Raw genomic sequence first — 22,887 nt, 5'->3', positions numbered from 1 at the left:
TAGGAGCGGCCTTGTGCCGCTCCTACACAGAGCCCAACCGTGTAGCCGATAGCAAAAGGGAGGGCATCCATGCCCTCCCCTTCACTGCATTTCTTCCAGTGCAAACCTCAGGTCAGCAGGAAGTCCGCCGCCGTCACACTGGTCGCATCCCCCACCCCCACCAGGCGGATGGTATCGGTTGCACCGGTAAAGCTGACCAGCGTATCGGCCCCCACATCGGCGATGGTCACGTTGGCGGCAAAGGTCGCCGCGGTGATGTTCATCGCCGAGATGTCGAGCCGATCCTGGCCCCCGGCGGGGGCGGCATCGAAGCCGAACACCTGGTCGGTGCCAAAGCCTGCGGCGAACACGAAGACATCGTTGCCGTCGAGCGCCACCAGCGAGTCGTTGCCGGCCCCGCCGGTGACCGTGTCGTTGCCCGCGCCGCCATCGATGAAGTCATCGCCGGCCCCGCCCAGCAAGGTGTCGTTGCCGCCACCGCCGAGCACGGTGTCGTTGCCCGCTCCACCATCAAGCTGATCGACGCCGACGCCGCCATCGAGGTTGTCGTTGCCCAACCCGCCCAGCAGGACATCGTCACCATTACCACCGCTGAGCGCGTCGTCGCCGGCACCGCCATCGAGGCTGTCATTGTTGCCACCGCCGTTCAGGGTGTCGTTGCCCAGGCCGCCGAACAGCTGGTCGTTGCCGGCGTCACCATTGAGCGTGTCGTCGCCGGCGTTGCCGTTGAGGGTATCGTCGCCACCGGCACCACTGAGGATGTCGTTGCCGGCACCGCCGGTGATGACGTTGGCGAGGTCGTTACCCAAGCCGGTGAAGTTGCCCACGCCGGTGTAGGTCAGGTTCTCGACGTTGGCGGTCAGCGCGTAGCTGGCCAGCGAGGTGCGCACGGTATCAATACCGCCACCGGCGGCCTCGACCACCACATCGTTGCCGGCATCGATCACATAGGTATCGTTGCCGGCGCCGCCCACCAGCCGGTCATCACCGGCACCGCCGTTAAGCGTGTCGTTGCCGCTGCTGCCGGTGAGGGTGTTGGCCAGCGCGTTGCCGAAACCTGTGAAATTGGCGCTGCCGGTGTAGGTCAGGTTCTCGACCTCGTTGCCCAGCAGGTAGCTGGCCAGGCTGGTCTGCACCAGGTCGACACCGCCGCCGGCGGCTTCGGTGACGCTGTCGCCGAGGTTGTCGACCACGAAGGTGTCGTTGCCGGCACCGCCGTTCATGGTGTCGGCACCCAGCCCACCGTTGAGGGTGTCGTTGCCGTCCTCGCCATTGAGCACGTCGTCACCGTCCCCGCCGTTGAGGATGTCGTTGCCCACCCCGCCGAACAGCTGGTCGAACCCGGCCAGGCCATTGAGCGTGTCGTTGCCGCCCAGGCCCAGCAGTACATCGTTGCCCACCGTGCCGTTGAGGGTGTTGGCCGCGTTGGTGCCTTGCAGCACGATACCCGGTATCACCGCCACCGCCGCCGTGGCCGCCGAGGTCACCACCTCCTGTTTGCCGAAGCCGTCGGTGTAGCGCACGATCACCCGCAGTTGCTGGTTGCCCTGGGCCAGGCCCGGGGTGAAGCTGGCCGTCGTGGCGCCGGCGATGTCGTTGAAGTTGCCGCCCAGCCCCTGCTGCCACTGGAAGCTGAAGGCGCCCAGGCCGTCGAGGTCGGCGATGCTGCCGGTCAGTGCGGTCAGGGTCTGGCCCTGGTCCGGTGTGGTGTCGCTGATCAGCACAGCGCCGGTCGGCGCGTCGTTGACGTTGAGCACCGGCAACGTCGGGTCGGAGGTCGCCACCTCGGCCACGCCGAAGTCATCCACGTAGTTCACCAGCACCCGTATCTGCTGGCCGACCTGGGCCTGGCCAAGGGTGAAGCTGGTGCCGGTGGCACCGGCGATGTTCACCCAGCCCACGCCCACGTTCGACTGCCACTGCACGCTGAACTGCGGGTTGCTCAGGCCGTCGGCGTCGACGATGGCCGCAAGGTTGGCGGTGAGCACCTGGTTCTGCGCCGCCAGCCCGGTCACCGTCGGCCCAGCGCTGGGGGCGCTGTTGGCTGAGGAGTCGACGATTTCCAGCGTGCCCTTGGCGTCCTGGTACACCGCCCGCACGCGGATGTTCAGCCCCGCCACATCGTCCGCCACCCGGTAGGTGCTGCCGGTCGCCCGCGACACTTCGCCGGCGGCGACAAAGGTGATGTCTTCATAGACACCGGTACCGGGGATGGTCTCGACCTGCCAGTAGTACGCCACCGGCCCGGTCACCGTGCCGCTGGCGTTGCCTGCGCCGACGTTGTCGGCGTCATGCACGCCGCGGTTGCTCACCCGCAGCAGCTGGCCGGCCACCGGGGCATCGGCCCGCGCACCGCTGGCGTCGTCGAGTATCGCCAGGTGGCCCGAGGGGCCGTTGTTGACGGCAGTCCCCACGCCGGAGGCCTGGGCGCCGTCGGCAAACTGCAGGCGTTCGATGCCGGTCAGGCGGTCCACGCCGTCACGGCCCACCACGGTGTCGGTGACGATGACCGTGTCGCCCTCGAGGGTGATGCGGTAGTCGGTGGCAATACCGGTAAACACCGCAGTGTCGTAACTATTGTCGCCGCTGAGGATCTCCCGCACGATCACCAGCTGCCCGGGGTTGTAGGTGCCGTTGAGCATCAGTGGCACCATCGGCTCCATGCTGTCGAAGGTGGCAATTTCCGGGCCGGTGCCGTCGTGGTTGGCGCGCACGCTGATGCGCACGTTCAGCCACTTGTCACCGTCGAGGATATCGTCGCCGCCGCGCCCTTCGATCAGGTCGCTGCCGCTGCCGCCGAGGATGATGTTGCCGCCATCAAAGAAGGTCGCGCCAGCTGCAAGCAGGTCGACCAGGCCGTTGATCAGGCCGATGTTGGTCAGCACGCTGCCAGTGGCCCCGGCGGTGGGCAGCGAGGTGGCATCCTCGTTGTCGCCGCGCAGGAAGTCGCCATGGGCCGAGCCCGACAGGCCTTCCATGATGTCGAAGCGCACCAGCGCCGACGCGCCCGAGCCGGGTACCAGCGGCACATCGAAGAAGCGGTCGCTGTAGTCGATGGAGACGCCCTGGGCCAGGTCCTTGAAGGTCGCCCAGTCATAGCCGGAGCCGCCGATGTAGCGGTCGCCGAAGCCGAGGCTGCCGACCATGATGTCATCGCCGCCTTCACCGTTGAACTTGTCGTTCTCGTTGCCGCCGATGAACACGTCGTTGCCGATGATCGGGTCGTTGCCGAGCGGGTCGAAGTTGTCGCCGGGCGCACCGTCCGAGGTGCCCTTCTCGATCCAGTCGTCGCCTTCGTTGCCCATGTCCTGCTCGTTGGCCTTGCTGCCCAGGATGAAGTCGTTGCCCTGGCCGCCGATCGCTTCGCTGGCATCCTCACCGGTGACGATGAAGTCGTTGCCGAAGCCGCCGATGATCAGGTTGATGCCGTTGCCGCCATGCAGCACATCGTTGCCGTCGCCGCCCTGGATGTTATCGTCGCCGCCGGTGTCGCTGATGATGTCGTCGCCGGCACCACCGCGCAGCTGGTCGTTGCCGTCGCCACCGTCGATGCGGTCGTTGCCGGCATCGCCCCACACCGTGTCGTCGCCTTCGCTGGCGATCAGGATGTCATCGCCGTTGGTGCCACCGAGCACGATGTGCTGGTCACCGGTGTAGCGGATGTAGTTGCTGTCGGTGCCTGCGGTCAGCGGGTTGTCACGGAACACCACCTGGTGGCCGCTGTCGTCCAGCGGGTCGGCGTTGCCCAGGCCGTCGTTGTACTGCTTGGAACGGTCAACTTCCAGGTAGAAGCCCGGGTCGGAGAACACCAGGCCCGGCAGGTGGGTGGCCGAGGTGTTGGCCATGATCAGCTTGGCGAACGAGTTGCTTTCAAGCTCGGCGTTCATCGACAGGCCGGCGGTGCGTTCCAGGTAATAGAAGCGGTCACCGTCCTGCAGTTTCTCCAGCTGGTTCTCGAACACGAAGTTGAAGGTGCTGCCGAGCATGCCGCCGAACGGCGTCTTGGCCTCGGCCAGGCCGCCGATCCACAGGTCGATGGCATCCACCCCGGTGATGGTCACCCCCTTGAGGTCGTCGGCGGTGCCCAGCACGCCGTCCTTGCCGGCCTTGGTCACGTTGGCCCAGGCGCCGCTGCCGTTGAGGAAGTCCAGGCGGTCGGTGGGCGCGCCGTCACCCCCGAACACCAGGGCCAGGGCGGCGTCACGCTTGCCGTCGAGGGTGGTTGCCGCGGTGATGGTGGCGTGGGTGCCGTAGGCGGCGATGAAGTTGATCAGCGATTCCGGGTGCTTGGGGTGCTGCACCAGGTCGACCCAGCTGGTGTACGGCTTGAGCTGGGTATCGCCGGTCTGGCCATAGATGTCGCGGCGCAGGGCGTTGAGCGACGGGATGCCGACATCGCGCCCCCGGGCGATGTTGATCGCCGGCAGGTCCAGCGGCAGGCCCAGCAGGTTGTTGCGCAGCGCCTCGGTGACGAACTCGTCGATCTCGTTGCCGGCCTGGCGGGTTACCCCGCGCACGATGGCACTGGTCGCCTCCTCGGGCGTCACGCCACTGGCGGCATAGGCCAGCGGGTTGAGGAACGCCGCGATCAGGCCCATCTGCTGGTCGGGGTTGGCACTGGCCGGGTCGCCGATCACCTTGAAGTCGATGTCGAAGCGATCGACCGTTTCGGTCAGCATCGAGTGGCCGAAGCGGTACACGGTGTGCGCGAACTCGGCGACGATCGAGGCATCGAGGTCGACGTCATACACCTGGGTCGGGGCGAAGAACAGGTCGACCCGCGGCTGGATGGTGCGGGCGAACTCCTCGAACACCAGGTGCTGGTACTGCATCTCGGTGCCGAACTTGGCGGCCTGGAACAACCGCTCGCCGTTCCATACCAGCGCGTCGATCTCGGCCTGGGTGGCAGGCAACGCCGCCACCGGGTCGAGCAGCCACTCGTTGAGGAAGGCCACGTCGTGGGCGTCGAGCACCGTGTCCTTGGTCTGCGCCACCAGCCGGTTGTGCTCGGCGTGGAAGATCGCATGCACCGCGGTCAGGCCGATGTTCTCGTTGACCCGGCCGTCACCGGCGATGTAGTGGGCGTCGAGCAGTTCGTTGTCGTAGGCGGTGTTGGCACCGGTCTGCGGGTTGAACGGCACGGCGTTGCCAATCGCATCGCCGGCATCCGGCGCCAGCACGCCGCCGCTGAACACCGGCACGGCGTTGTGGGCGATGTCGGCAAGGAACTGGTGGCCGGTGCGCACGGCGTTGGTCAGGTCGATCGGCGCCAGCGGGTTGCCTTCGACCAGCACGTCGTCGGCGGTGCCGCCCAGGCCGTCAACCCCCTTCATCACCACCATCGGGTAGCCGTTGGGCCCCTTGATGAAGTTGCCGTAGGCGTCGGTGGCCAGCAGCGGCACGTTGTCCACGTCGGCGTCGGTGAGGTGGATACCCAGCACATCGTTGGCCTGGGCCTTGACCACTTTCCAGGTGGCCATGCCGCCGATCTCGCTGTCGTCGCCGGTGCCGTACTTGCCGTCGGCGCCCAGGTCGCGGTTGGTGATCAAGCGGCCGGTGGCGATCGGGCCGTCGTCGGTCAGCTGGTAGCCGCGCAGGAATACCTGGTGCGACGGGTGCGAGCTGTAGGTCTGGTTCTGGTCCACGAACGGCGTGGTGGTGTTGGTGTGCTCGTGGATATCGTCGGCGGTGCCCAGCACGCCGTCGGCGCCGGGCAGGTTGGTGGCGCGGGTCAGCACCATGAAGTTGGAATGCCCGCCCGGCACGTACAGCGGGTCGTCCGGCTGCAGCGGGATGAAGATGGTGCCCGAGCCGCCCTTGGTCACCAGGTCCAGCCCGTGGTCGAAGAACTGCCCGAAGAAGGTCATCCAGGCGTTGAACGGCGCGGACAGGCCGGCATCCGGCGCGGTGTTCTCGAACAGGTACACATCGTGGTCGTCACTGGTGCCGAACTGGCCGTCCATGCCTGGGCTGGCCACGATGCGCACGCCATCCTTGAGTACGTCGTCACTGCCCGGCGCGCCGAAGTCGAGGTGGCCGTTGGCGCCGGGGTCGTAGGCGGTGGCATAGGCGGCCGGGTTGTTCGAGGTCTGGTCGACGATCAGGTTGCTGATGGTGCGCGGCTGCGAGTCGAACACGTTGCCGCTGGTCTGCTGGTACGAGGTCGCAGGGCTGGCCGGCGAGCCTGGGCCAAAGAAACCGGCCGGGGCGCCTTCGGCCGTATTGAACACCGGGTCGCTCAGGCGCGGGAACACGTTGTCGGCGGCACCGTACTGGGTGTGGTTGTTGCCATTGAGGTTCATCAGGTTGTTGTTCGAGCCGTCCACCGCACGCAGGCCCAGCGGCGCGCGGATGTTGGGGATCAGCGAAAGGATGTCCTGCCCGGCCGCGTCCGCCTCGGCGATCTTGATCTGCGCGAGGATGAAGTTGAGGTCCGAGCGCACCATGTGCAGGCCGGCGCCGCCGTCAGTGGCATCCACCACCGGGGTTGGCGCCGTGGGCACGACCGGCGCGCCCGGTTCCACCACGGTGGTGGGTTGGGAGAACAGGATTTCGGTGGTGCCATGGGCGTCCTGGTAGATCGCCTTGACCCGCAGCGACAGGCCGGCAAGATCGGGCGAGACCTTGAACGCGGTGCCGTCGGCGCTCTGGAACGCCAGGTCGCCGGCCGGCAGCAGGATGATGTCCTGGAACACGCCGCTGCCTGGGTTGGCCTCGAACTGCCAGTAATACGAGACCGAACTGTTGGCCAGGGTGCCCAGTGGGTTGCCGGCGACGACGTTGTTGGCATCGCGCACCCCGGCCACGCTCACGGTGAGGGTGTCGCCCACGGTGATCGCGCCGCCGTTGCCGTCGGTGAGGGTCGGGCTGCCGGTCGGTTGCGCGTTCACCCCCTGCACCAGCACGCGCTGGCCGTCGGCGAACTGCAGGCGCTCGATGTGCAACAGGGTGTCGGTACCGTCGCGGCCGGCCACGGTGTCGGTCACGGTCCACACGTCATCCGCCGTGTCAGCGGTGCCACGGTCGTTCTGGGAGACCTGGTACTCGCTCTGCAACCCAGAGAAGATCGCCGTGTCGAAAGCCGCGCCACCGGTGGACGTGCCGGGCAGGATCTCGCGCACCGCCTTGAGCTGGCCGGGGTTGTAGGTGCGGTCGAGCATGAACGGGATCATGTCGACCATGCTGTCGAAGCTGGCGATCTCCGGGCCGGTGTGGTTGACGTCGCCCGGGGCATACACCGCGATGCGCACATTGATCCACTTGTCGCCGTCGATCAGGTCATCGCCGCCACGGCCTTCGATCAGGTCACTGCCGTTACCGCCAAGGATGATGTTGCCGGTGGCAAAGCCGGTGGTCGGCAGCCCGGCATCGGCCAGGAACTGTTGCAGCCCGTGGATCAGCTGGACGTTGGTCAATGCACCGCCGGTTGCGCCACCGTGGTTGAGGATGGTCACCGCATCCACGTCATCGCCCTTGAGCACGTCAGCGAACTTCGAGCCGGACAACCCCTCCACTTCGGCGAAGCGGTCGAGGATCGAGGCCGGCGAGGCACCGACCGGGTTGAACACCCCGGCGTTCTGGTTCGGCGCGTTGCCATGGGGCTGGGCCAGCGCGGCCAGGCTCAGGTCGGCGGTGACGCCCACCTGGTCATTCTTGTAGGTGATCCAGTCGAAGCCGGACATGCCGTCCATCTTGTCCTGGGCATCGCTGCCGACAAAGATGTCGTCGCCGCCCTCGCCGATCATTTCATCGAAGCCGCCACCGCCGACGAAGATGTCGTTGCCGACCACGTCATCGGTGAGCAGCGGCGCGAAGTTGTCGCCCGGCGCGCCGTCCTGGGTGCCCTTCTCGATCCAGTCGTCGCCTTCGTTGCCGGTGGGTGGCAGGTTGGTCTTGGCGCCGAGGATGAAGTCGTCGCCCTGGCCGCCGAAGGTGGTGGTGATGTCTTCGGTGGTGACGATGAAGTCCTGCCCGTCGCCGCCGAGGATCAGGTTGCCGACCGCCAGCATGCTGCCAGCGACGATCACGTCGTTGCCGGCGTTGCCCTCCAGGCGGTTGTCGCCGAACGCGTCGGTGATGATGTCGTCGCCCGCCCCGCCCAGCACGGCATCGTTGCCGGCACCACCTTCGAGGCGGTCGTTGCCGCCGTCGCCATACAGGGTGTCGTCGCCCTCGCCGGAGATGATGATGTCGTCGCCGGCGGTGCCGCCGAGTACCACATGGTCCTCACCGGTGTAGTGCAGGAAGTTGCTGTCTGGCCCCACGGTGTCGGGGTTGTCGCGAATCACCAGCGGCACGATCTCGACGCCGTTGATCATCAGCCCGCCAGTGGGGTCGGCGCGGCCGTCTGCGCCAAGGCCTGTGTACTGGTTGGCCTGGTTGACCTCCAGGGTGAAGGTCGGGGTGAGGAACACCGTGTTGGACAGGTGGGTGACATCGGTGTTGAGCATGATCAGCTTGGCGAACGAGTTGTTCTCAAGCTCGGTGCCGAAGTTCAGGCCCGCGGTGCGCGACAGGTAATAGAAGCGGTCGCCGTTCTGCAGCGCTTCGAGCTGGGTTTCAAAGACGAAGTTGAAGCTCGAACCGAGCATGCCGCCGAACGGCATCTTCTGCTCGGCCAGGCCACCGACCCAGAAGTCGATGCTGTCGACGCCGGTGATGGTCATCACGCCGTCCTTGCCGGCCAGGGTGACGTTGGCCCAGGCCCCGGTGCCGTTGAGGAAGTCCAGGCGGTCGCCCGGTGCCCCGCTGCCGCCGAACACCAGCGCCAGGGCGGCGGCGCGTTTGTCTTCCAGCGTGGTCGCCGAGGTGATGCTGCTGTGGCTGCCATAGGCGGCGATGAAGTTGACCAACGAGGCCGGGTGCTTGAGGTGCTCGGCGAAGTCGACCCAGCTGATGTACGGCTTGAGCTGGCTGTCGCCGGTGGAATGGTAGAACTCGCGGCGCGCCTGGTTGAGGCTGGGGATGCCGGTGTCGCGGCCACGGGCCAGGTTCAGCGCCGGCAGGTCCAGCGGCAGGCCCAGCAGGTTGTTGCGCAGCGCCTCGGTGACGAATTCGTCGATCTCGTTGCCCAGCTGGCGGGTCACGCCGCGGATGATCGCCCCGGCCGCTTCATCGGCGGTGGCGCCGCTGCCGGCAAAGGCCAGCGGGTTGAGGAAGGCGGCAATCAGGCCCAGTTGCTGGTCGGGGTTGTTCGGGTCGCTGAGGATCGGGTTGAACGCCGGGTCGAAGCGGTCGACGGTCTCGGTCAGCATCGAGTGGCCGAAGCGGTACACCACGTGGGCGAACTCGGCGAGGATCGCCGGGTTGATCGAGGTGTCGTAGCCGTTGGGGGCGAGGAACTCGTCCACCTGCGGCTGGATGGTGCGGGCGAACTCCTCGAACACCAGGTGCTGGTACTGCATCTCGGTGCCGAACTTGGCGGCCTGGAACAGCCGCTCGCCATCCCACACCAGGGCGGCCACCTGGGCCGGCGTGGTCGGCAGTGCGGCCACATCGTCCACCAGCCATTCATTGAGGAAGGCCAGGTCGCCCGAGGCGAGGATGGTGTCCTTGGATTGCTGCACCAGGCGGTTGTGTTCGGAGTGGAACACATGGTGCACGGCGGTCAGGCCGATGTTCTCGTTGGCGCGGCCGTCGCCGGCGATGTAGTGGGCGTCGAGCAGTTCGTTGTCGTAGGTCAGGTTGCTGCCGCCCGGGCCTGGGGCCTGGGCGTTGCCGATGCTGGTGTCGGCGTCGGCCTGCAGCACGCCACCCACCGAGACCGGCTCGGCATTGTGGGCGATGTCGTCGAGGAAGCCATGGCCGGTGCTCACCGCATTGGCCAGGCTGATCGGCGCGGCGCGGTTGCCTTCGACCAGCTGGGTCAGGTCATCGGCGGTGCCGGCGATACCGTCGGCGCCATTGCCGATGCGGATTACCACCTGCGGCATGCCGTGGGGGCCCTTGATGAAGTTGCCATAGGCATCGGTGGCCAGCAGCGGCACGTTGTGCACGTCGGCGTCGGTGAGGTTGATGCCGAGAATGTCACGGGCCTGGGCCTTGACCACCGCCCAGGTGGCCATGCCGCCGTTCTCGCCACTGCCATCGTCGGCGGTGCCGAACTTGCCGTCGGCGCCAAGATCGCGGTTGGTGATCAGGCGCCCGGTGGCCACCGGATGACCGCCGGCATCAAGGGTGTATTCGCGCAGGAACACCTGGTGCGAGGGGTGCGAGCTGTAGGTCTGGCTCTGGTCGACGAACGGCGAGGTGGTGTTGAGCTGGCCGTCGTCGGCGGTGCCGACCACGCCATCGGCGCCAGCGGTGTGCACCGCGCGCGGCAGCACCATGAAGTTGGTCTGCCCGCCCGGCACGTACAGCGGGTCGTCCGGCTGCAGCGGTATGAACACCACGGCGCTGCTGGTCTTGGTGACCAGGTCCAGGCCGTGATCGAAGAACTGACCGAAGAAGGTCATCCAGCCGTTGAAGCCGGCGGTCAGGCCGGCATCGGGTGATTGGTTGGGGATGAAGAACACCTGCTTGTCGTCTGCAGTGCCGAACACACCGTCCACGCCGGGGCTGATTACCGCTGCGGCGCCACCGTTGGCCTCGACCGCCGCCGGGTTGTGCGCGGTCTGGTCGACGATCAGGTTACTGATGGTGCGCGGCTGCGCGTCGACCACCGTGCCGCTGGCGGCGTAGGCCGCGCGGTATTGGGCATCGAGCAGGCGCAGGAACGAATTGTCGGCGGCGCCGAACTCGCTCTGCCCGGCCACCAGGTTGTTGTAGCTGCCGTCGACGGTGCGCAGGCCGAACGGCACCTGGCTGTTGGGCAGCAGGTCGATCAGGCTGGCGCCATGGGCGTGGGCTTCGGCGATGAAGATCTGCTTGAGGATGAACTCCAGGTCGGACTTGCTGAAATTGGCCATTTTCGGTTGACCTCGATCGGTAGGGGGGGCGAGCGCGGGGCGCAGGCGCCCGTCGCGCCCGTTCATAGGCGTGCACGGTTTGCAGCTTTTTTTGTGGCGAAGCGGGGCGCGCAAAACCGTTACCCGCCTGGCGGGCTACGTGCCTGGAGTTCGCGCAGGTTCAGGCTGGCCGGGCGCTCAGGCGCGGCCAGCCCAGGCCCTGGGTGGGCCGTGGCTACGAGAAGTGGGGGATAACGTCCTGTAGAGCCCATTCACTCGGTACAAGAACAGAGGGCTGGTCATGTTCTGCTCCCACAGGAATGTCAGCGGGGGCTCGCGGGGCCAGGGCGACAACAGGGCCTCGGGCAAAGTTCCGACGAACTGACTAAGACTAAAGTTGTAGGCAAAAAAATTGTCAATATTACGTCGATAAAAAATATTGGATCCCGCTAATCGTTCTCAACTGGCTGTTTTTAATGAAATCTTGGAGGAATCCATAGAGCAAAAGCGTATTACAAGATATTTCTAACAACCTACGCTCCTGCTTGTGGGGCACAGCAGCGTGTTCGGATTACCCGCCAAAAGAGCGACCAGCCTGCGTGCCAATCAGCTTCCACACCTACTGCTACCTGGGCTGCCGCAAAGGCACCCGGTTTTCTGGAGGGAGGCCTCATGCCCAAGCACACATCCACCCGTTCGGAGCTTGCCGACGCACTGTTTCAGTTGCGACGCAGTTTCTATGCCCTGGCAGGTTTCAGCGGGGTGATAAACGTCATGATGTTGACACCTGCCGTGTACATGCTGCAGGTCTACGACCGCGCCCTGGTCAGCCGCAACGTCACCACCCTGGCCATGCTGACGGTGCTGGTGGTGGGCCTGTTCCTGCTGATGTCCACCCTGGAGATGCTGCGCACCCGGGTGCTGATCCGGGTGGGCAACTGCCTGGACATGGCGCTCAACCGGCACACCTTCAGCGCCGCCTTCGAGCGCAACCTCAGCCGCGCCGGCGGCAGCCCCGGCCAGGCCCTGCAGGACCTGGCGCAGCTGCGTCAGTTCCTCACCGGCAATGGCCTGTTCGCCTTCTTCGACGCCCCCTGGACGCCGATCTACCTGCTGGTCGCCTACCTGATCCACCCACTGCTGGGGCTGGTCACGCTGATCGGCTCGCTGATCCTGGTGGGCCTGGCCTGGCTCACCGAAAAGGCCACCCACCAACCGCTGGCCGAAGCCAACCAGGCGGCGCTGTCGTCGGCCAACTACGCCAACAACAACCTGCGCAACGCCGAGGTGATCGAGGCCATGGGCATGCTGCCGGCCATCAGCCAGCGCTGGTTCAAGGGCCACCTGCGCATCCTGCAGATGCAGACCCTGGCCTCCGACCGCGCCGCGCTGATCAGCAGCACCGGGCGCTTCGTGCGCATCACCCTGCAGTCGCTGATCCTCGGCAGCGGCGCGCTGCTGGCGATCGAAGGCAAGATCACCCCGGGCATGATGATCGCCTGCTCGATCCTCACCGGCCGCGCCCTGGCACCGGTGGAACAGGTGATCGCCTCGTGGAAACAACTGCTCGCCTGCCGCCTGGCCTGGGGCCGGCTCAACACGCTGTTGCACGACTACCCACGGCGGCCACCGAGCATGTCGCTGCAGCGCCCGCAGGGCATGCTCGCGGTGGAGAATGTGTTTGCCGGCGCCCCCGGCACCGGCAACACCATCCTGCGTGGGGTGAGTTTTGCCCTTACACCGGGCGAAAGCCTGGGCATCATCGGCCCGTCCGCCTCGGGCAAGTCGACCCTCGCCCGCCTGCTGGTCGGCGTATGGCCGACCCAGGCCGGCAAGGTGCGCCTGGACGGCGCCGACCTGTTTAGCTGGAACAAGGCCGAGCTGGGCCCCTGGCTCGGCTACCTGCCCCAGGATGTGGAACTGTTCGAAGGCAGCATCGCCGACAACATCGCGCGGTTTGGCGAGGTGGACAGTGACGCGGTGATCCGCGCCGCCAGGATCAGCGGCGTGCACGAGATGATCCTGCGCCTGCCCCAGGGCTACGACACCCGCCTGGGCAACGACGGCAGCCCGCTGTCCGGCGGCCAGAAGCAACGCATCGCCCTGGCCCGCGCGCTGTACGGCGAACCCAGCCTGATCGTGCTGGACGAGCCCAACGCCAACCTTGACGACCTCGGCGAAAAGGCCCTGGTGGACGCCATGGCCGAGCTCAAGGCCCGGGGCGCCACGGTGATCCTGATTTCGCACCGGCCCAATGTGCTGTGCGCCGTCGACAAGGTGCTGATGCTGCGCGACGGCACCGTGCAGATGCTCGGCAGCCGCGACGAAGTGTTCGCTGCGCTGCGCAAGGCCAGCGTGATGCCGGCAGGCGCGGCGGCACCGACCCCACTGGCCGCGGTCAAGGCACGGGAGTGACCGATCATGCAGATGAACATGCCTGTTGAAACTACCCGCAACGCCCCCGACCACGGCATTGACCTGAACGTCGACCGCCCTGCCCGCTGCGGCCTGTGGCTGATGCTCGCCGGCTTCGGCGGTTTTTTGATGTGGTCATGGCTGGCGCCGCTGGATGCCGGCGTGGTGGCCACCGGCACGGTCAAGGTCACCAGCAATCGCAAGGCCGTGCAGCACCTGACCGGCGGCACCGTCGAAGCGATCCTGGTGCGCGAAGGCGACCTGGTGAAGAAAGGCCAGGAGGTGGTGCGCCTGGATGCCTTGCGCGCCGTGGCCGAACAAGGCGCGGTCAGCGCCCAGTACATCGTCAGCAAGACCGTGGAGAACCGCCTGGAGGCCGAACGAGACAGCCAGGATACGGTGACCTACGACCCCGACCTGCTGGCCCGCTTCGCCGGCGACCACCGCCTGCTGGCCGCCATGGACCTGCAGGAACACCTGCTCGACACCCGCCGCGCGGGCCTGGCCGGCGAAATCGACATCCTCGAAGAGAACCTCACGGCCTCGGCCGTGCAGCTCAAGGGCCTGCAGCAGGTGTATGGCGCGCGTGCCTCGCAGATCGGCTTCCTCGACCAGGAACTGCACGGCACCCGCACCCTCGCCGCCGAAGGCTATGTGCCACGCAACCGCCTGCTGGAGCTGGAACGCAGCCATGCCGACCTGTCCGCAGGCCAGGCCGAGAACCTCAACAACATCGCCCGGGTGCGCAGCCAGACCAGCGAGATCCGCCTGCGCATCCTGCAGCGCCAGCACGACTACCGCAAAGAGGTGCAATCGCAGCTGACCGACACCGCCAAGGAGAGCACCACCCTGGCCGACCGCCTGCGCGCGCTGGACTACGAAGTGGCGCACACGGTGATCCGCTCGCCGATCGACGGCATGGTCCAGGCCCTGAGCATCGCCACGGTCGGCGGGATCATCCAGCCCGGCGCCAAGATCATGGAGGTGGTGCCGCTCGACGAGCCGCTGCAGGTGGACGCGATGATCCCGGTGCAGGCCATCGACAAGATGGTCCCGGGGCTTGATGTGGACCTGTCCTTCCCGGCGTTCAACCACGCCCAGACCCCCAACATCCCCGGGCGGGTCAAGACCGTCTCGGCCGACCGGCTGATGGACGAAGAGAGCAAGCAGCCGTTCTACCTGGCCCAGGTGGAGGTGACCCCGGCCGGCATGGCCCTGCTGGGCAGCAACCACATCCGCCCCGGCATGCCGGCCAGCGTCACCATCAAGACCGGCGAGCGCAACCTGCTGAGCTACCTGCTCAAGCCGATGATCGAGCGCGTCGACAGCGCCTTCAAGGAGCAATGAGATGAACCGTCATTGCCTGTGCCTGTGCCTGCTGGGCCTGGCCCTGCCTGCCGGCGCCATGGACCTCAAGCAAGCCTGGGACCTGCTGCAGTACCAGGGCCCGGTGTACCGCGCCGCCGTGCATGAACAAGAGGCCGGCGCCGAAAACCGCGCCATCGGCCGCGCCGGCCTGCTGCCGCAGATCAACGCCTCGGCCTACACCAACAAGGTCAACGGCAACCAACGGCAGAACGGCATCAACAACGACCTCGACTACAACTCCACGGGCGCCAACCTGCGCCTGCGCCAACCGCTGTTCAACAAACAGAAGTTGGCCGAGTACCACCAGGGCCAGCAGCGTGCCGACTACAGCGTGGCGGTGTTCGATGCCAAGAGCCAGGACGCCGCGGTGCGCCTGGCCGAGAGCTACTTCAACGTGCTGCTGGCCAGCGAGACCATCACCCTGGCCCACGCCAAGCTGAGCGCCTTCGAAGAGCAGCTGGCCTCGGCAAAACGGCGCATGGAGCTGGGCGACGGGACCATCACCGACATCGACGAGTCGGCTGCGCGCCGCGACCTTGCCGAGGCCGAGCTGATCGAGGCGCAGGACAACCTGGTCAACGCCCGCCGCCAGCTCGCCGAGTACATCGGTGAAACCCCTGACTCGCTGACCACCCTGCAACCGGGCTTCGCCACCCCGCCGCTGCTGCCGAGCAACCTGCAGGACTGGCTGGTCAAGGCCCAGGCCGACAGCCCGCTGATCCATGCGCGCCGCCACAGCCAGGCAATCGCCGAGGAAGAAGTGAAACGGGCCAAGGCCGGCCACTGGCCGACCCTGGACTTCGTCGCCGGCTACACCGCCGGCGAAAGCCAGTCGCTTTCAGAGCTGAACCAGCGCAACCACTACAGCTCGATCGGCCTGGAAATCAACATCCCGTTGTACAGCGGCGGCGGCGTCAGCGCCCTCAGCCGCCAGGCAAGCGCCAACAGCGCCAAGGCCCAGGACGAACTCGACGCCACCCGCCAGGAAGTCATCACCGGCACCACCCGGGAGTTTCGCGGCGTGCAGAGCGGCGCCCTGCGCATCCGCGCGCTGGAGAAAGCCGTGGTGTCCAACGAACGCTCATTGCTGTCGACCCGCAAGGGCTTCAAGGAGGGGGGCATCAGCACCAACTCGGATGTGCTCAATGCCGAGGAGCTGCTGTTCGTGGCCAGGCATGACCTGTTCGAGGCCAAGTTGCGCTACCTGATGTCGCGGCTGCGCCTGGCTTCGTCGGTGGGGAGCCTGGGGGATGATGATATCGACCAGATCAATGATTACCTGGGGCCGGAGTTGTTGGTGAGCAAGTGATATCGCTGGGGCTGCTTTGCAGCCCCGGCGATTTGAGCCGGTCACAACGTCGTCGGCACCCCACGCTGATCCAGCTCGAACACCTTGCTCCGGCGCAGGCACTCGCGCAGCCAGCGCTCGGCTTTACCGGGCCGGCGGCGACGGTGCCACAGCAGGTCCACACCCACCAGCCAGTCGGTATGCGGGTAGGCCTGCAACTGCAGCTCCACCAGCTCGCCGGCCGCCAGCTCGCGCTGCACCAGCTGGCGCGGCAGGGTCGCCCAACCCAGGCCGGCACGCACCATCTCCACCAGCGCCAGGTAACTCTCCGCCTGCCACACCTGGGCGGCACGCAGGTACTCGCTGCTCGGCAGCTTCTGCGCATGGGCATAGAACGCCAGGCGCCGGTGCGCGTGCAAGTCGGCAAAGCTCACCCGCTCAAGCTGCGCCAGCGGGAAACCGGCCTGGCACACGTGGGCCATGATCAGCTTGCCCAGCTGCTGGAACTCCAGCTCCTGGGGGTATTCGGGTTGTGAAAAGGCCACGCCGATATCGGCTTCGCCCTTGAGCACCATCTCGCTGACATCGCCATGCATCGGGTGGCGGATCAGCAGGTCGACATAGGGGAAGGCCTGGTCGAACTCGCGCAGCATCGGGATCAGCGGCGCATAGGGCACTTCGATGGCCAGGGTCAACGACGGCTCGACCTGCTCGGCCAGGCTGTCGGCGCTGCCCTCCAGGGCCAGGCAGCGCTCCAGCACGGCCTCGGCCTGCAGCAGCAGCTTGTGCCCGACCGGGGTCAGCGACGGCACCCGGGTGGAGCGGTCGAACAACTCCACCCCCAGGTCGGTCTCCAGGTTGGCGATCGCCGCGCTGACGGTCGATTGCGTGCGCCCCAGGCGCCGCGCCGCCGCCGAGAACGAGCCGGCCTGCACGGCGGCGACGAAGACCTGCAACTGCTCCAGCGAAAAACGCATCGCACCCTCTCCCGTTGTTTGAACCATCGACTGTAGCGATGGTTACTAATTTGTTCCATCGCTTATTCCGTACGACTATCTCCCCCGACATCAGCCAGCTGCCCTCGACCCACTGTGCTGCGTGTCACTCCGGGCGCCCGCATAACAACAACAGCCGCACCTTCAGGAGATCCATGACATGAGCCTTTCCCGCGTCCACCCCGTGGACGAGATCCTGCCCTTGCGGCAGCTGTTCACCTTTGGTTTGCAACATGTGCTGGTGATGTATGCCGGGGCCGTGGCGGTGCCGTTGATCCTGGGCAGCGCCCTGGGCCTGACCCAGGCGCAGATCGTCACCCTGATCAACGCCAACCTGCTCACCTCCGGCATCGCCACGCTGATCCAGACCCTCGGCTTCTGGCGCTTCGGCGCCCGCCTGCCGATGATCCAGGGCTGCTCGTTCATCGCCCTGGCGCCGATGATCATGATCGGCAAGCAGTTCGGCCTGCAGGAGGTGTTCGGCGCAGTGATCGCCGCCGGCGCCATCACCATCGGCCTGGCGCCGGTGTTCAGCCGCCTGCTGCGGTTCTTCCCGCCGGTAGTGATCGGCAGCCTGATCACCATCATCGGCATCTCGCTGATGCCGGCCGCGGCCATCTGGCTGGGCGGCGGCAACCCCGATGCGCAGGACTTCGGCAAGCCGGCCAACCTGCTGCTGGGCCTGGCCACGGTGGCCATCACCCTGGTGATCTATGCGCGCTTCTCGGGCTTTATCGGCAACCTCGCCGTGCTGATCGGCCTGGTGGCCGGCAGCCTGCTGGCGGCGGCGTTCGGCATGACCCACTTCGGCCAGGTGAGCGCCGCCAGCTGGTTCGAGCTGAGCCCGCCGATGGCCTTCGGGGTGCCGCAGTTCTCGCTCACGCCGATTTTGATCATGGTGCTGGCGATGCTGGTGATCATGGCCGAGACCACCGGCAACTGCCTGGCCATCGGCAAGCTGGTGGGCAAGCCGACCGACCAGCGCACCCTGGGCGATGCGTTTCGCGCCGACGGCCTGTCGACCCTGCTGGGCGGTGCCTTCAACAGCTTCCCGTACAACGCCTTCACCCAGAACACCGGGCTGATCGCCCTGTCCAGCGTCAAGAGCCGCTACGTGGTGGCCGCCGCCGGGGCCATCATGGTGCTGATGGGGCTGTTCCCCAAGCTTGGCGCGCTGATTGCCGCGGTGCCCACCCCGGTGCTGGGCGGCTGCGCCATCGTGATGTTCGGCATGACCACCGTGGCCGGTATCCAGGAGCTGTCGCGGGTGCGTTTCGAAGGGACCCGCAACGGCATCATCGTCGCCGTGTCGGTGAGCGTCGGCGTGCTGCCGATGTCGTTCCCGGCGCTGTTCGAACACGCCAGCGGGCCGCTGCGGCTGGTGCTGGAGAGCGGCATCTTCCTCGGCGCGATCACCGCCATTCTGCTCAATGTGCTGCTTAACAACGAGCAGCAAAGCGAAAGCTTCGCCGAACAACAAGACATCAGTCATTGAGTCCGATCGCGGATCAAGACCCTGTGGGAGCCGGCTTGCCGGCGATCACCGGCGAAGCCGGTGCCCAACACCGCGCCGCCTGCATCGCCGGCAAGCCGGCTCCCACAAGGAAGGTGTCGCGGTTACCAACGATGTGCCCTCTTTTCTTCTGCCACTGCCAAGGAATCACCATGAACCACTTCAACAAACTCACCCCCGCCACCCTGTCCGAGCAGGATCTGGACCTGCTGCGCCAGTCGATCCGCCTGTCCGAGGAATCCCGTGAGCGGGGCCGGCACCCGTTCGCCGCGCTGGTTGCCGACGCCCAGGGCCGGGTGATCGCCAGTGCCGGCAACAACTCGATGCCGCCCGAGGGCGACCCCACCCAGCACGCCGAACTGGTGGCCGCCGCCCGCGCCGCGCGGCTGCTGACGCCTGAGGAGCTGGCCAGCTGCACCCTGTACACCAGCGCCGAACCCTGCTGCATGTGCGCCGGCGCCGTGTACTGGACCGGCATTGGCCGGGTGGTCTACGCGCTGTCCGAACATGCCCTGCTCGGCCTGACCGGCTCGCACCCAGAGAACCCGACCTTCGCCCTGCCCTGCCGCGAGGTGTTCGCCCGTGGCCAGCGCCAGGTCGAAGTGCACGGCCCATTGCTGGAGCAGGAAGCAGCCCAAGCCCACCACGGGTTCTGGGCATGAACGGCGGGGTTTCGGTGCATGTCGTCGACATCGCCACGGGCCGCGTGGCCCAGGGCCTGGCGCTGAGCATCCAGCGCCAGGACGGCGAATGCCTGCTGCGCGGGCGCATCGATGAACGTGGGCTGCTGCCTGGCCTGGAGGCCCTTGCCGAGCGCTTTGCCAACGGGGTCTACGAGGCCCGCCTGGAAGTGGCCGACTACTACCGCGAAGCCGGCACGCCCCTGCCCACCACGCCGTTTCTCGATGTGCTGGTGTACCGCTTCGGCATCGGCGACCCGGCCCAGCACTATCACCTGCCGTTCAAGCTGACCGCCTGGGGCGTTTCCTGCTTCCGCGGCGGCGCCTGAGCTACCCGTTTCCCCACCACCGCATCACGCGGCACCGCTTCGGGCGGTGCCGTGCCTCCGGCTGCCCGAACAACAACAACAACAACAACAACAACAACAACAACAACAACAACAACAACAACAACAACAACAACAACAACAACAACAACAACAACAACAACAACAACAACAACAACAATCAGCACAAGGAACCGACCATGTCACCGCTTCGCCGTTGCACGCTGGCCACGCTGCTCGCCACCACCCTCGCCCCTGCGGCCCAGGCCGAGCTGCTCTGGCACAACGAGAGCCTCAGCTATTTGTGGGGGCGCAACTTTCGCGTCAACCCGGACACCCAGCAGACCTTCACCTTGGAGCACGCCAGCGGCTGGAGCTGGGGTGATCTGTTCTTGTTCGTCGACCAGATCAACTACCAGGGCCGCGAGGACTACAACCAGGGGCGCAGTACTTACTACGGCGAGCTGCAACCGCGCCTGTCGCTGGGCAAGCTGAGCGGCCACAAGATGGCCTTCGGCCCGGTCAAGGATGTGCTGCTGGCCGCCTCCTACGAGTTCGGCGAAGGCGACACGGAAAGCTACCTGCTGGGCCCTGGCTTCGACCTGGCCATCCCCGGCTTCGACTATTTCCAGCTCAACGTCTATTACCGCAAGCCCGATGGCCACCGGGTGCGCGCTGGTGCCTGGCAGGTGACGCCGGCCTGGTCCTACACCCTGCCGCTGGGGCGCTCGGACCTGTTGATCGACGGCTATATCGACTGGGTGGTGAACAACCGCGACGCCAGCGACGGGCGTCGCGGCCAGGCCGACTACCACGCCAACCTGCACATCAACCCGCAGGTCAAATACGACCTGGGCAAGGCGCTGGGGCATGAGCCCAAGCACCTGTATGTCGGCATCGAGTACGACTATTGGTCGGACAAGTACGGCATCCAGGACAGCAAGGGCTTCAGGACCGACCAGAACACGGTGAGTGCGCTGGTGAAGTATCACTTCTGAGGGGGAAACCAGCGCCGTTGCGCCCTGCGAGGCGCGCAACGGCCACTCAGGTCACTCGCCGCTGACCAGTTGCCGCGCCAGCTGGTTGTGGCGCTCCAGCACCAACGGCAAATCAACGGTGGTGATACGGCCGTCCTTCACCACCACCCGGCCATTGATCACGCTGGTATCGACGTGGGTCGGGGTGCAGAACACCAGCGCCGCCAACGGGTCATGCAGCGCGCCGGCGTAGGCCACATGGCCCAGGCTGAAGGCGACGAAGTCAGCGACCATGCCCGGGGCCAGGGCGCCGATATCGTTACGGTTGAGCACCTTGGCGCCGCCCAGGGTGGCGATCTCCAGCGCTTCGCGCGCGGTCATGGCATCGGGGCCGAAACCGACCCGCTGCAGCAGCAGCGCCTGGCGCACCTCGCCGATCATGCTGGCGCCGTCGTTGGAGGCCGAACCATCCACACCCAGGCCCACCGGCACGCCGTGGTCGCGCATCTTGCGGATCGGCGCGATACCCGAGGCCAGGCGCATGTTCGAGCAGGGGCAGTGGGCCACACCGGTGCCGGTGCGGGCGAACAGCTCGATGCCGTGCTGGTCGAGCTGTACGCAGTGGGCGTGCCAGACATCGTGGCCGACCCAGCCGAGGTCTTCGGCGTACTCGGCGGGGGTCATGCCGAACTTCTCGCGGCTGTAGGCGATGTCGTTGACGTTCTCGGCCAGGTGGGTGTGCAGCGACACGCCATACTCGCGCGCCAGCACCGCGGCTTCACGCATCAGGTCGCGGCTCACCGAGAACGGCGAGCACGGCGCCACCACCACACGGCGCATCGAACCATGGCTGGCATCGTGGTAGTCCTCGATCAGGCGCTGGGACTCCTTGAGGATGTCGCTCTCCTTCTCCACCACCGAGTCCGGCGGCAGGCCGCCCTGGCTGCGGCCCACGCTCATGCTGCCGCGCGCGGCGTGGAAGCGCATGCCGATTTCCTCGGCAGCGTGGATGCTGTCGTCGAGCTTGCAGCCGTTGGGGTAGATGTACAGGTGATCGCTGGAGGTGGTGCAGCCCGACAGGATCAGCTCGGCCATGGCGGTCTGGGTCGACACCGCGATCATTTCCGGGGTCAGCCGCGCCCAGATCGGGTACAGGTTGGTCAGCCAGTTGAACAGCTCGCCGTCCTGGGCTGCCGGCACCACGCGGGTGAGGCTCTGGTACATGTGGTGGTGGGTGTTGACCAGGCCGGGGATGACCACCTTGCCGGCCATGTCCAGCACCACATCGGCGGTTTGCGGCAGCGTGTCGCTGGGGCCGACCTGCCTGATGATGTTGTCTTCGATGTACAGGCCGCCGCGTTTGATTTCACGGCGCTGGCCGTCCATCGTCACCAGTAGTTCGGCGTTCTTGACCAGCATTGTCTTGGGCATGGGTGTTCCTCTCCCGCAAGGGGGTCGCATTCAACAGGATGTGTGCACAGGCCACCGTCGGGCGACCTGGATGGAGCGTTCAGTGCAACTGCGCAGGCAGTGTCGAGATGAACAGGAGGCGATACCGTGCCGCGGCTGAGCCCGGACGTGCCAAAGCATGGGCCATGAGCCCTGACAGGCATGGACGGGTTTCAGGCGTGATGGGTATGGCAGCGAGTCCGTCGCTCGTGGGAGCGCTGAAGCGTGCATCAGCGTTGAACGGGATTCGCGCAAGAGGCTCGTAGGGTTCGAGCAGCGTTGGGTGTTGCATGATGGGTGACCGTCGCAATACGCAGTGGCGGTTGCCGCTGTCGTAGGCGTCGGCCAATGTAAGCAGAATTAGCGATTACTGTATACAAAAAAGACTGTCATTGTCGGCGCTATGCTGGAAAGTACATAGCGAAATCTTGACACTGCAGTCGGATTTTTCATCATCACGGAGAACGTTATGAAAGTCAGTGCCCGCAATGTGTTCAAAGGAAAGATCCGTGACGTGCGCGAAGGCGCCGTCAACAGTGAGGTCACCCTCGAGCTGACCGGCGGTGAAACGCTGGTGGCGGTGGTCACCGTCGAGAGCGTCAACAGCCTGGGCCTCAAGCCAGGCGCCGAAGCCATTGCGCTGATCAAGGCACCCTGGGTGATGCTGATGACCGAGGCCAGCGACATTCGCCTGTCCGCCCGCAATTGCCTGAATGGCAAAGTAGTGAAAGTCACCGACGGTTCGGTCAACGCCGAAGTGACGCTGGAACTCGCCGGCGGCACCCAGGTTCATGCCATCGTCACCCGCGATGCCGTGCAGGAGCTGGGCTTGGCCCCAGGCGTCCAGGCGACCGCCGTCATCAAGGCCTCGCACATCATCCTCGGCGTACCGGCCTGATGATCCCGGCCAGGGCACCGCTCGGCGCCCTGGCCGGCCCGGCACGTCACCTGCCCATGAACGACAGGTGCTGCTGCGCGCCCGTCCATTTC

The 22,887-nt window shown here is 66.3% G+C and carries 12 protein-coding genes; 8 read left to right on the top strand and 4 right to left on the bottom strand.

Going from position 1 to position 22,887, the window contains the following annotated elements; genetic code table 11:
* Positions 1-107 precede the first annotated feature (107 nt).
* Entirely contained in the window at positions 108-10,907 is a 10,800-nt protein-coding gene (locus L6D77_RS10895) for a peroxidase family protein (RefSeq protein WP_236170044.1), read from the bottom strand.
* A gap of 651 nt (positions 10,908-11,558) precedes the next feature.
* Here L6D77_RS10895 and L6D77_RS10890 point away from each other — a divergent pair.
* Genes L6D77_RS10890 through L6D77_RS10880 form a run of 3 tightly spaced genes read left to right on the top strand, consistent with a single transcriptional unit; the run spans position 11,559 to position 15,978 of the window.
* The gene (locus L6D77_RS10890; protein WP_232884200.1) at positions 11,559-13,301 is read left to right on the top strand and encodes a type I secretion system permease/ATPase; all 1,743 of its coding nucleotides are present in this window, start codon (positions 11,559-11,561) and stop codon (positions 13,299-13,301) included.
* Positions 13,302-13,319: 18 nt separating this feature from the next.
* Positions 13,320-14,648, top strand: a complete 1,329-nt coding sequence (locus L6D77_RS10885) for an HlyD family type I secretion periplasmic adaptor subunit (protein WP_232884199.1) — start codon at positions 13,320-13,322, stop codon at positions 14,646-14,648.
* 1 nt (position 14,649) lies between these two features.
* On the top strand, positions 14,650-15,978 hold the full coding sequence (locus tag L6D77_RS10880) for a TolC family outer membrane protein (protein WP_232884198.1): 1,329 nt from the start codon (positions 14,650-14,652) through the stop codon (positions 15,976-15,978).
* 41 nt (positions 15,979-16,019) lie between these two features.
* Here L6D77_RS10880 and L6D77_RS10875 read toward each other — a convergent pair whose 3' ends face one another.
* Positions 16,020-16,934 (bottom strand): LysR family transcriptional regulator, encoded by a 915-nt coding sequence (locus tag L6D77_RS10875; protein WP_232884197.1) that lies wholly within the window; start codon positions 16,932-16,934, stop codon positions 16,020-16,022.
* Positions 16,935-17,112: 178 nt separating this feature from the next.
* On the opposite strand from L6D77_RS10875, the gene L6D77_RS10870 reads away from it, so the two are divergent.
* From L6D77_RS10870 to L6D77_RS10860, 3 genes are all read left to right on the top strand, one after another.
* Positions 17,113-18,447 (top strand): nucleobase:cation symporter-2 family protein, encoded by a 1,335-nt coding sequence (locus L6D77_RS10870; protein ID WP_232884196.1) that lies wholly within the window; start codon positions 17,113-17,115, stop codon positions 18,445-18,447.
* Between the two features lie 170 nt (positions 18,448-18,617).
* Positions 18,618-19,127 carry a nucleoside deaminase gene (locus L6D77_RS10865; protein ID WP_232884195.1) on the top strand — a complete coding sequence of 170 codons (510 nt, stop codon included), beginning with the start codon at positions 18,618-18,620 and terminating at the stop codon, positions 19,125-19,127.
* Complete coding sequence (locus tag L6D77_RS10860; RefSeq protein ID WP_232884194.1) at positions 19,124-19,474, top strand: hydroxyisourate hydrolase; 351 nt, start codon at positions 19,124-19,126, stop codon at positions 19,472-19,474. The genes L6D77_RS10865 and L6D77_RS10860 overlap by 4 nt, the downstream gene beginning before the upstream one ends.
* On the opposite strand, the gene L6D77_RS10855 is transcribed toward L6D77_RS10860, so the two are convergent.
* Entirely contained in the window at positions 19,417-19,659 is a 243-nt protein-coding gene (locus L6D77_RS10855; RefSeq protein ID WP_236170043.1) for a hypothetical protein, read from the bottom strand. The genes L6D77_RS10860 and L6D77_RS10855 overlap by 58 nt on opposite strands.
* 12 nt (positions 19,660-19,671) lie before the next feature.
* Between L6D77_RS10855 and L6D77_RS10850 the strand changes: the two genes are divergently transcribed.
* Positions 19,672-20,469 carry an outer membrane protein OmpK gene (locus L6D77_RS10850; RefSeq protein WP_232884193.1) on the top strand — a complete coding sequence of 266 codons (798 nt, stop codon included), beginning with the start codon at positions 19,672-19,674 and terminating at the stop codon, positions 20,467-20,469.
* A 51-nt stretch (positions 20,470-20,520) separates the two neighbouring features.
* Here the strand turns inward: L6D77_RS10850 and L6D77_RS10845 are convergent, their stop codons facing one another.
* Positions 20,521-21,879: an 8-oxoguanine deaminase gene (locus L6D77_RS10845; protein ID WP_232884192.1), complete on the bottom strand. Its 1,359-nt coding sequence runs from the start codon at positions 21,877-21,879 to the stop codon at positions 20,521-20,523.
* Between the two features lie 487 nt (positions 21,880-22,366).
* Here L6D77_RS10845 and L6D77_RS10840 point away from each other — a divergent pair, with 487 nt between their 5' ends.
* On the top strand, positions 22,367-22,795 hold the full coding sequence (locus L6D77_RS10840) for a TOBE domain-containing protein (RefSeq protein WP_232884191.1): 429 nt from the start codon (positions 22,367-22,369) through the stop codon (positions 22,793-22,795).
* Positions 22,796-22,887 lie beyond the last annotated feature (92 nt).

The organism is Pseudomonas parasichuanensis, from assembly GCF_021601385.1.
In the GTDB taxonomy this organism is placed as follows: Bacteria; Pseudomonadota; Gammaproteobacteria; order Pseudomonadales; family Pseudomonadaceae; genus Aquipseudomonas; species Aquipseudomonas parasichuanensis.
This window is presented reverse-complemented; position numbering and strand designations above follow the sequence as displayed.